Origin of the sequence: Deinococcus humi (assembly GCF_014201875.1) — a bacterium.
GTDB lineage: Bacteria > Deinococcota > Deinococci > Deinococcales > Deinococcaceae > Deinococcus > Deinococcus humi.
The window spans coordinates 47,610-57,461 of the sequence record NZ_JACHFL010000004.1; the positions used below are offsets into that span (position 1 = coordinate 47,610).

A 9,852-nucleotide genomic window follows, 5' to 3' on the forward strand; every position below is an offset into this window, starting at 1 on the left:
TTACTTTGCCACACCACAGCATGTCTGGCACTGTGCTGAATTCCGCAGGAAAGGAGACCGAATGGTTCAAGACGCGAGCGCCCGCCACTCCCTACGCTGTACGGATGTTGAAGGCCCCGCCGCTGTCGTCCCATCCGCCTCAGACCGCTCGCCGTGACGTGAGTGGCGTCGGCCTGGCCCTGATCTCCGCAGCGGCGTCCGGCACGCTGGGCCTGTGGGGCAAACTGGCCATGAACCTGCACCTGACCACCTTCACCCTGCTCAGCTGGCGTTTCGGCCTCACGGCCTTGCTGCTCTTCGCCCTGGGCTTCGGGCGCCTTTCCCTGCGCCAGCGGGCCGAACTCCTGCTGCTGAGCGTCATTTACACGGCCTCCACGGTGTTGTTTTTCATGGCGCTCGCCCGCATCTCCGCCAGCACGGCCGCGCTGCTCGTCTACCTGGCCCCAGCATTCGTCATCCTGTATGGCCTCCTGGCCCACGTCCGCCCCTCCCGCTGGCAGGTGGGGGCGCTGCTGTGCACGCTGGCCGGCCTGGGCGTGGTCGTCGGGTTGCCGGGCGCCGCCGACCGCGACCTCACCGGGTTGCTGCTGGGGGGCGTCAGTGGCGCCCTGTATGGCGCGTATCTGTTTGCAAGCGGCCACCTGGCCCGGACCGCGTCGCCGCTGACAGTGACAGCGCACATCTCCCTGGTGTGCGCCGTGACGTTTGTGGGACTTGGCGCGGTGACCGGGCAACTGAAGGTGCCGGACACCGCCGCACACTGGGGCATCATCCTGGCCATGCTCCTGATCCCGACGCTGGTGTCGCTGCCCGCCCTATCGGAAGCCGTGCGGCGAATTGGACCGGCGCGCGTTAGCCTGCTCACCACCACCGATCCGGTGTGGGCCACCCTGTTCGCCCTTCTGTTCCTGGGCGAGGGGCTGCACGTCACCCAGATCGTCGGCGGCGCCTTGATCCTGACCGGCGCCGTGGTTGCACAGCGGCCGGCCTACGGTAGGGCAGTCGAAGACCTCAGCAGTGCGTCTCCATCGGCTGTGTGAAAGGACCGTTGGGCTGTCTGTGGAGATGAGGTTCAGCAAGTTCCCACTTCCTGACCGAAACCGCAATCACTGCGCGGGTTTTTTACTCGTGATACTCAATGGCTCGAGGAGAGCAAGTCTGTGAGGATTGCATTTCCTCGATCAGGTTCAGGAACCGCTGGTATCGACGTTCGATGGCCTCCTGATCGTGCTGTGTTTTTGTCTGCTGCAGACCTTCCTGGTGCGCCAGTGCGGCATGTTGTCTCAAGACCTCTCGTCTGACCGGGTCTGGCAAGCAGGCGGCGGCCCGCGTGAGTACCTCAAGCATGTGGATCATCACAGCGGGATGGTTTTTTCCGTACTGCCGAATCAGATTGAACGCGACCTCGACCAGACCGGGAAAGTGGGGCAAAGGCACCATCAGCCGCAGCTGTCCATTGCATTCGTACTGCCCATTGGGAAGACTGCGGTTCTGGAGAAGACACAGGGCGTCGCCAAGGTGATCAAGAACCGCAATGGCCGTGTTGGGGTCGTTCAACGCTGGTGAGAGCGCGCGAGCCGCGACCTCCACAAGTTTTCTGGCGGCATACTCAATGTCCTGGTTGGTGGTCCGGTTGTGTCCGATCGTCAGGGTTGCGTCTATTCCAGCGAAGGCCTGGGGGGTCACGAGGGCAATCGGTGTCCCTTTCATCACGAAGTCCCCTGGCCGCACGAGCAGCCGGATCACCGCTTCATTTTTCTGCGCAAGACGGGTGAGTTCTTCCACATCCAGACTTTGGAGGTAGCCGCTGCGGGGAGCACCCACCGTTTCCTGCAGGGTCCATCTGGGGGGTGTCACCGCTGGTTGATCCTGTCCTTCCCCAGGCGTCGTCTGGGCGAGCAGGGTGCGGCAGAGGTCGTCGTGAACCAGCCGGATCACGTGCCCCACGTTGATGCTGGCCGCAACATGGTGAATGAAGTAGATCAGCACACACAGGCTCAGGAAGGTCAGTACGAGCGCGACCATGATTGCCAGGTGCGGAACAAAGGCTGGACCGTTGTCTGGCGTACGGACCCCCCGCAACACCATAAACGCATGGGAAACTGTGGCGAGGAAGACGCCCAGCGAGAGACTGTTGTGCACGTCGCGCGTGAAACTCTCCAGCAATCTCGGGCCCATCTGGGTGGTCGCAATACTGAGCGCTGTAATTGTCACTGAAAACACAGTGCCGGTCACGGCGAGCACCGAGGTTGCAATCCCACCAAGCAGAGCCCGTGCGCCGTCCCCGCCCCCAGGAAAAAACAGGAGGGTTCCCCTGAAACGGCCCTGGAAGTGCTCGTCCAGCAGAAGAGTGCCCTCTGCAAGCCCAATCCCCAGAATCAGCATCACGCCCGGCAAAAACCAGAGGCTGTGCAGTGCGTCCGTCAGGCGCGTCCACAAGCGCGAATAAATGTGTGACCCCATCCACCCCCAGGGTAGGCTGAATCCCCCCTGCTGGATACAGCGCAACCCTGTGCTCGTCTCTCAGACAGCGCTGCAGTTCAAGCCGACATTTGTCCAGGGACAGACGGCCCACCCTCAAACCGCAGCCACGTCAGGCAGGAGAACAGCGATGTCACGCTGGGGCGAGTGGTCAACAAGATCAGCAGTTAAAATGTGTGAAGCAGAGCCGGGTTCCCGGAGCAGAGAGATGAACACAGCAGAGTTCTTCTTACAGCTCACACGGCCTGGCCGGACAGCCTAGGTCTCAGGGGAGCCCTTTGCGCATTGCCACAAAGATCAGGAAGAGGGGCGGCCCAAACAAATGCTTCAAAACGATTCTGCTTTCCTTCAGCCGGATCCACAAACGGAGACTGCGGTCGAATGGATGGGGCCCGGGTAGACCGGACAGATATTCGCTGCCTTCTTACAAACGGTAACCACACGAACTTCTGGGAATCCGGCACGTCCCACGACAGTTCCGTTGACTGCCCGCACAGATTACAGAGCAGGCTCCGCCACAAGGGCCTTCGCCTCGTCCTTAAGCCGGGCAGCTGCGGCAAGGTGGCTGGTGCAATGCGGCTGCCCACTGATCGTGACACTTCTGACGAGCAGACTGGTCATCTTGATCAATGCGCCAATTCAGGATGCCAACCTGGCCCCTGCCCCAATCCCTGCGCTTGCTCAGCACGCTCAGAAGGTTGGCTGTCCCGCAACAGTCCTGACGGTCAGACGCCGCACCTGGACAGAACCTACTCCAGACCAGCACGAATGTTTCTCTCGCCTTGACGGCCAGGGAGTTTTTTAATAGTATTAAAGAACCACTGAACTGAATAGATCGCTCACTGCGATACAGGAGGCACGTTATGAGGCGCAAGGTACTTACTGTCACCGGCTTGTTGATCGGCCTGAACGCCTTCACGGCACCCGCCCTTGCTCAGCAGGTCACCTTGAAGTTCTCGGCCCACTGGCTGAGCGAACAGCGCCGCCCGACGATCACCCGCATTATCGACACCTGGAACCAGCGCAACCCGAATATTCAGGTGGAATACACCGGCGTGCCCTTCGACCAGATCATCACCAAGACAGTGGCTGGGGTCGCAGCAGGCAATGCCCCAGATGTCGTGGTGCTCGACATCCGCACCACCAAGCAGCGTGCGTCGAAAAACCAGATCCTGGATCTGACCAGCCTCGGTGCCAACACCATCGCCAGCGGGTTCTATTCTAATTTGTGGAGCACGGCCACCTACAACGGCAAGCAGTACGGTTTGCCGTTTGTGACCGACACACGCGTGCTGTTCTACAACAAAGCTGCCTTCAAGGAAGTGGGACTCGACCCCAACAAACCACCCAAAACCTGGGATGATCTCTGGAACTACGCCCTCAAGCTTGACAAGAAAGATGGCGCACGCTGGGTCCGGATGGGCTTCCATCCCAATTTCGGGGAATTCGGCTACCCGGGCTGGCTCACCAACGCGGGCGACAGCTTCTTTGACAAGAACAACGAAGAAGCCCGCGCCAACAACGCCACGGCCGTCAAAGTTCTGAACTGGATGAAGAAGTGGACGGACAAGTACGGTGCCAACAACTACGCCGCCTTCAAGGCTTCCTTCGGCGGCGGTGCACAGGACGAGTTCATGTCTGGCAAGGTGCCGATGGTGGTCCGCAACGGCAATTACCTGACCACACTGAAGGTCAACGCCCCGAACCTGCAGTACGGCTTTGTGCCGGTGCCGACAGAGGACGGCAAGCAGGATGGCACCAGCTCCTGGGGCGGTGGATTCAACATCGAAATTCCCCGCAGCACCAAGTACCCCAAGCAGGCCTTCGCCTTCGCGAAATACCTTGCGACCGAGGGCGCCAAGGTCTGGGCAGCCGAACAAAATGACCTGCCTGGCTACCAGGTTGCCCGGCTGGCCAACAAGAACGCCAACTTCGTCAAACTGGCCAACAACCTGAAGTACACCTTCGTGGACACGGTGCCGGTCTACGCTCCATCCTACGAAAACGCCATCAACAAAGCTGTGGACGACGTCCTGCTTCGCAACAAAAACGCCAAGGAAGCGCTGGACGAAGCGCAGGCCGCCATTGCCAAGCTGGTGACGGACGGCAAGCGCGACGCGGCCCGCTGAGCCTGAAATTCAGCCACAGCCAGCGTGTCCTGACACTACCCGCGGAAATGAGGTCACGGCCGACCCGTTTCTGCGGGTGAAGTCTGGACTGCCCTCCCGCCTCAACCCCTCCGGAGGCTGGAATGCCACAGCCGAATATCGTGATGATCATGGTGGACCAGATGGCGCACGATGTAATTGGTCAGCTGGGTCATCCCACGGTGCTCACGCCGCACCTGGACCGCCTGGCCGCCCGTGGCGTGGCTTTCGTCAACACGTACTGCAATTCGCCCATCTGCGTTTCGTCCAGAACTGCGTTCATGACCGGCACCCTGGTCCGGCACAACGGCGCCTACGACAACGGCTCGGAGTTCCCGGCCAGCCTGCCGACGTTTGTGCACCAGCTCAACCGGGCCGGGTACCAGACCATTCTGTCGGGCAAGATGCATTTTGTCGGTCCAGACCAGTTGCATGGGTTTCAGGAGCGGCTGACGGGCGATATCTCGCCCACCGGCTTTGACCTGACCCCGGACTGGAACCGGGGACCACACGCCAACCCAGGCACAAGTGTCAACCGGCTGCGTTACCCGGCAGTGCGGCCCTGGAGCCTGCAGATGTCCTACGATGATGAGGTCCTGCACAGCGCCTTGGTCCGGCTCCGGCAGCTGAGTGCGGACGCGGAGGGGGCGGAGGGGAACGTTGCCAGCCCCTTTTTCCTGTGCACATCGTTCAGCCACCCGCATGATCCATTTCTCGTTCCCCAGGCCTACTGGGACCTGTACGAGGACAGGCCCATCTGGCCGCCAGACGCTCCAGCACAGGGTTTTCAGGCAATGCATCCCTACAACCAGTGGATTCAGATTCACCACGAAGCAGACCGCTTTCCCCTCTCGGACGCCGAGGTATTGCAGGCACGCCGGGCCTACTACGCGGCTGTCAGTTACGTGGACGGTCTGATTGGCCAGCTGCTTGGCGAGCTTGAGCGCCTCGGCATGGACAACACGCTGGTGGTGTTCACCAGTGACCATGGGGAAATGCTGGGGCAGCATGGCATGTGGTTTAAGCGGACCTTCTACGACGGGGCAACCAAGGTGCCGCTGATCGTGGCGCTCCCGGGGCCACGATCAGCGGCACGCCGGACGGAAGTGGTGTCGCTCGTTGACCTCACGGCGACCCTGCTGGACTACGCAGGAGTTCAGGCCCGGCCGGCACACGGGCTCCCCACGGCAGGTCACAGTTTGCGGCCACTGCTCGAGGACCGGGCCGTCTCTTGGCCTGAGCGCGCCGTTTCGGAGTATTTCTCCGAGGGCACGATCGAGCCCATGCTGATGCTGCGAACGGCCAGACACAAGTTCGTGTACGTACACCACCATGTCCCCCTGCTGTTTGACCTGCTCGACGATCCACTCGAGCAACGGAATCTGACGGGCCTGCCGGAAGCGGCAGAGCTGTGCCGCTCGCTCCAGGCCGAGTTGCTGGGTGATCTTGATGTCGACCTGCTGCGCAGACGTATTCTCGATAGCCAGCAACAGCGCCTGCTTGTCGTGGCAGGCTCACCTGCGTCACCGGGCTGGTGCCACCCGGTGACACGCGACGCCTCCCGGCTGTACCGGCGGGCCTCTTCATAGCCTCGGCGGAACGGGCATGATGGGAGGATGAACAAGCGGTCCCGTCCGGCGCCCGGAGAGGTTGGTGTGCAGATCAGCCTCCTGGCCCCACTGGATCAGCTCATCACTGAAGGTCTGCCCGATGTCACGAGCCTGCTCGCTGCCCAGCACGGGCAGGTGGTGTTCGAGCGCTATTACCTCGGCACCGCGGATGAGCCCCGCGAACTCCAGTCGGTAACCAAGAGCATTCTCTCGCTGCTCGTGGGCATCGCCCTCAAGCGGAAAGTCCTGAACAGCCTGGAGCAGCCAGTTCTGCCTCTGTTGAACTGGGGCGGCGCTGTCGGCGATCCGCGCTGGTCCAGTGTAACCTTCCGCCACCTGCTGACCATGACGGGCGGTCTCCCCTCGGAGCTCACCGATCCTGCTTACGATGACGCGTGGTTTACCAGTCCTGACCCTGTCGGCTTTGTTCTGACGCGCCCGCTACTGGACGCGCCGGGAAACACCTTCCGGTACACCAATGCCGGGGCCCATCTGCTGGGCGCAGCCCTGGCGGGCGCCGCTGGGATGCCGCTGACGGCCTTCGCACAGCGTGGGCTTTTCACTCCTCTGGACATTCCTGCCCCGCCATGGTCTACCGATCCGGATGGAAGGGCCCTCGCCAGCGGCGGCCTTTTCCTGACGTCCCGTGACCTGCTGAAAGTGGGACACCTGACGCTCCAGGACGGGCAATGGCACGGGAAAGCCCTCTTGCCACCCGGCTGGGTTCATGAAATGACACGCCCGCACCTGAAGGGATACGTCTGGATGGAAGGCATCCCCGATTACGGACTGATGTGGTGGAGTGCACACGAGGAAGGCACCGAGGGCTGGTACGCCACTGGTTACGGTGGGCAGTATCTGGCGATCTTTCCGGCCCGCGGTCTGGTGGTCGTGATGACCGGGCGGCCCTGCAACCATCCGTCCCATCGGCACATCGTTCCAGCGCTCGTTCGTCTGCTGTCCCATTGAGACGGTCATACCGGCTGGTCTTCGCTCACCAGGCGATACTTCCTTCAGACTTTAAAACAACCCGCTAGAGTGATGGAGCGCCCCTCAGACAACAGTGTGGGGTCAGGAGTCCCAGGAGGTTCAGGTGCAAGAACTCTGGATTCACAATGTCCGGATCGTGACCGAATCCGGTGTGATGGACAATGGGGGCGTGCTGGTGCGGGGAGGGCGCCTGGCGCAGGTGGGGACTGGCCCCTGCCCCGGAGAGGCACGGGTCATCGACGGACACGGGCAACTGTTGATTCCAGGAATGATCGATGTTCATATCCACGGGGCCCTGGGGCACAACATGATGGACGGCACGCGCCGCAGCATCGAGGAGGTCTCCCGGGCCTGCGCGGCGACCGGCTGCACGGCGTTCCTGGTCACTTCAGTCAGTTCGACCCTGGATGCGCTGCTGCGGCTGATCGACCGGGTACACGAGGTGGTCGGTCAGGAGCCTGGGGCCCGGATTGCCGGGATCCACACCGAGGGCCCGTACCTGAATGTCCACCGGAAAGGAATGCAGAATCAGGCCTTTTTACGGCATCCCAGCCTCACGGAAATGCAGCAGGTGTTGGACCACGCCGGCCCGCTGCTGAAGATGGTAACCCTGGCGCCGGAGCTCCCTGGGGGCCTAGCGCTCACGAGGGCCCTGGCGAACCAGGGCGTCATTGTCGCGCTGGCCCATTCGGACGCCACGTACGATCAGGCCACCGCCGCCTTCCGGGAGGGGGCCAGTCACGTTACCCACTGTTTCAACGGTATGCGTCCGATTCATCACCGCGAGCCCGGCCTGATCGTGGCCGCCTTTGAACAACCCCAGGTCAGCGTACAGGCCATCGTCGATGGCGTTCACTTACATCCGGCCATGGTCCGGCTTATGCACCGGGTCAAGGGCCCGGAGCGCATGGTCCTTATCACCGACGCCCTACAGGCCATGGGCATGGGCGACGGGGTATATACCTTTGGCGGCCATCAGGTCACGGTGCACGGTGGCGTCGCGCGGCTTGAGGACGGCACGCTCGCGTCCAGTACCGTCAGCCTGAATCAGGCCCTGCGCAACACCACTGAACTTGGCATCGCCCTGACCGACGCGGTTGCCATGGCCGCGACAACGCCAGCTGACCTGCTCGGGCTGCCGCACAAGGGGCGCATTGCAGTCGGCGCAGACGCCGATCTGGTGCTGCTCGACTCCCAGTTTCAGGTCACGTGGACCATGATTGGTGGAGAGCTGGTGTACGGGGCGATGTCGTGAACCGTGTCAGACGTTTTGACACAAGCGAAGGTCACGGCTGCCTTATTCGTCGTCGCGTGGGATTGGGCCGGCCGGGACTTCCGGCGTGCTGGCCCCGATGCCCGTCTGGCTCAGCCAGGTGCCGGTGGAATTGATGGGCGGCACCACTGCTGCGGCGAGGCCCGGACCCTGCTGTTCAACGGCCGGCGGATTGACACGGTTCTGGCTGTCGCGCTCGATTTCCTCCACCGATTTGCCGAGAGGCCGGGTGTCTTTGAGGTGGCTTTTCTCGTCACTCATGCTTGATGGTAGGCCGGGTCCGTCTAAGCTAGGTCTGGATTGGGTGCTGGGGTCTTAACCTGGGCACATCTGGCCACGCTTTGTCAGCGGTCCGTCTCAGGTGCTGGCAGCGACACCACCTCCTGCCGCCGGGCACTGTCGAAGAGGGCGTCCAGAACCGTCGCCTGCGCCAGAGCGTCGGCCAGACCCCAGCGCGGCTCAGCGTTCGCCTGGACCGCATGACCGAAATCGGCCACCATAACCTCGTAGGGGTCGCTGGGCGGGTACACGAATCGGCGTTCGCCTACGTCAAGGTGCGCGGTGCGTTTGTGCGGCCCGAACGGGACATCCATGCTCAAGGTGGTCTTCGATCCCACCAGTTGAAGATGCTGGCCGCCGCTGGCCTCAACGCTGCAATCGAAGTGCGCCGTGAATCCGTCGCCAAAATCCAGCCAGCCGACCAGGGTGGCGTCGATGCCCAGCCGATCGTGCGCGGCGGCACCGACCCGGACAGGTTCCCGGCCCAGCAGAAGACGCAGCGCGCTGACGCAATAACAGCCGACGTCGTACAGGGCGCCGCCGCCCTTGTCTGCGTCCCAGCGGTAATCGCCAGGGTTGTTCAGGGTGAAACGGTATCCCGCGCTGGCGGTGCGCGGGTCTCCCAGCTCACCCGAGGCGATCAGCGCGAGGGCCTCCGCGTACTGGGGGTGGTGCCGGTGCATGAACGCTTCAGCGATGATCCGTCCGGAACGCCGCTGCAGCGCCATCAACTGGCGCACCTCGGCGGCATTCAGCATGAATGGTTTTTCGCACAGCACATGTTTTCCCGCTTCCAGGGCGTGGGCACTCCACTGAAAATGGAGATGATTGGGAAGCGGATTGTAGACGGCATCGATGTCGGGGGCCTGAAGCAGGGCCTCATAGGTCGAATATGTGCGGGCAAAGCCGTGCTTGCGGGCGTAGGCCTCTGCGCGGGCGGGATCGCGCGCCGCAACGCCCACCAGTGTATGACCAGCGGCCTGCATGGCGGGCGCCAGTGCGTTGCCGATGCGGGACGCGCCCAGGAAACCCCAGCGCAAACTCATGCCTGACCCAGGAGTGGGGGTTGAAC

Annotated in this window: 8 protein-coding genes; 5 read left to right on the plus strand and 3 right to left on the minus strand. The window is 62.5% G+C overall.

What is annotated here, in order from left to right; translation table 11 throughout:
* Nucleotides 1–104: 104 nt before the first annotated feature.
* Nucleotides 105–1,040, plus strand: a complete 936-nt coding sequence (locus HNQ08_RS09335) for an EamA family transporter (RefSeq protein ID WP_184130553.1) — start codon at nt 105–107, stop codon at nt 1,038–1,040.
* 82 nt (nt 1,041–1,122) lie between these two features.
* Here the strand turns inward: HNQ08_RS09335 and HNQ08_RS09340 are convergent, their stop codons facing one another.
* On the minus strand, nt 1,123–2,463 hold the full coding sequence (locus HNQ08_RS09340) for a DUF2254 domain-containing protein (protein ID WP_184130555.1): 1,341 nt from the start codon (nt 2,461–2,463) through the stop codon (nt 1,123–1,125).
* Between the two features lie 881 nt (nt 2,464–3,344).
* Here HNQ08_RS09340 and HNQ08_RS09345 point away from each other — a divergent pair.
* The 4 genes from HNQ08_RS09345 (at nt 3,345) to nagA (ending at nt 8,483) form a co-directional block, all read left to right on the plus strand.
* Nucleotides 3,345–4,610, plus strand: a complete 1,266-nt coding sequence (locus HNQ08_RS09345) for an ABC transporter substrate-binding protein (protein WP_184130558.1) — start codon at nt 3,345–3,347, stop codon at nt 4,608–4,610.
* A 122-nt stretch (nt 4,611–4,732) separates the two neighbouring features.
* Nucleotides 4,733–6,217, plus strand: a complete 1,485-nt coding sequence (gene betC / locus HNQ08_RS09350; protein ID WP_184130561.1) for a choline-sulfatase — start codon at nt 4,733–4,735, stop codon at nt 6,215–6,217.
* A 27-nt stretch (nt 6,218–6,244) separates the two neighbouring features.
* Nucleotides 6,245–7,207, plus strand: a complete 963-nt coding sequence (locus HNQ08_RS09355; protein ID WP_184130565.1) for a serine hydrolase domain-containing protein — start codon at nt 6,245–6,247, stop codon at nt 7,205–7,207.
* A gap of 124 nt (nt 7,208–7,331) precedes the next feature.
* Nucleotides 7,332–8,483, plus strand: a complete 1,152-nt coding sequence (nagA, locus tag HNQ08_RS09360; RefSeq protein WP_184130569.1) for an N-acetylglucosamine-6-phosphate deacetylase — start codon at nt 7,332–7,334, stop codon at nt 8,481–8,483.
* A 42-nt stretch (nt 8,484–8,525) separates the two neighbouring features.
* Here the strand turns inward: nagA and HNQ08_RS09365 are convergent, their stop codons facing one another.
* Together HNQ08_RS09365 and HNQ08_RS09370 are read right to left on the minus strand one after the other, a co-directional pair.
* Nucleotides 8,526–8,762, minus strand: coding sequence for a hypothetical protein (locus HNQ08_RS09365; protein ID WP_184130572.1), 237 nt, complete (start codon nt 8,760–8,762; stop codon nt 8,526–8,528).
* A gap of 83 nt (nt 8,763–8,845) precedes the next feature.
* Entirely contained in the window at nt 8,846–9,826 is a 981-nt protein-coding gene (locus HNQ08_RS09370; RefSeq protein ID WP_184130575.1) for a Gfo/Idh/MocA family protein, read from the minus strand.
* Between the last annotated feature and the right edge of the window lie 26 nt (nt 9,827–9,852).

What these genes read in the sequence shown, in the direction of transcription:
- HNQ08_RS09335 (WP_184130553.1), top strand. Translation starts at nt 105, where the DNA reads ATGTTGAAGGCCCCGCCGCTGTCGTCCCATCCGCCTCAGACCGCTCGC.
- HNQ08_RS09340 (WP_184130555.1), bottom strand. Translation starts at nt 2,463, where the DNA reads ATGGGGTCACACATTTATTCGCGCTTGTGGACGCGCCTGACGGACGCA.
- HNQ08_RS09345 (WP_184130558.1), top strand. Translation starts at nt 3,345, where the DNA reads ATGAGGCGCAAGGTACTTACTGTCACCGGCTTGTTGATCGGCCTGAAC.
- betC (WP_184130561.1), top strand. Translation starts at nt 4,733, where the DNA reads ATGCCACAGCCGAATATCGTGATGATCATGGTGGACCAGATGGCGCAC.
- HNQ08_RS09355 (WP_184130565.1), top strand. Translation starts at nt 6,245, where the DNA reads ATGAACAAGCGGTCCCGTCCGGCGCCCGGAGAGGTTGGTGTGCAGATC.
- HNQ08_RS09365 (WP_184130572.1), bottom strand. Translation starts at nt 8,762, where the DNA reads ATGAGTGACGAGAAAAGCCACCTCAAAGACACCCGGCCTCTCGGCAAA.
- HNQ08_RS09370 (WP_184130575.1), bottom strand. Translation starts at nt 9,826, where the DNA reads ATGAGTTTGCGCTGGGGTTTCCTGGGCGCGTCCCGCATCGGCAACGCA.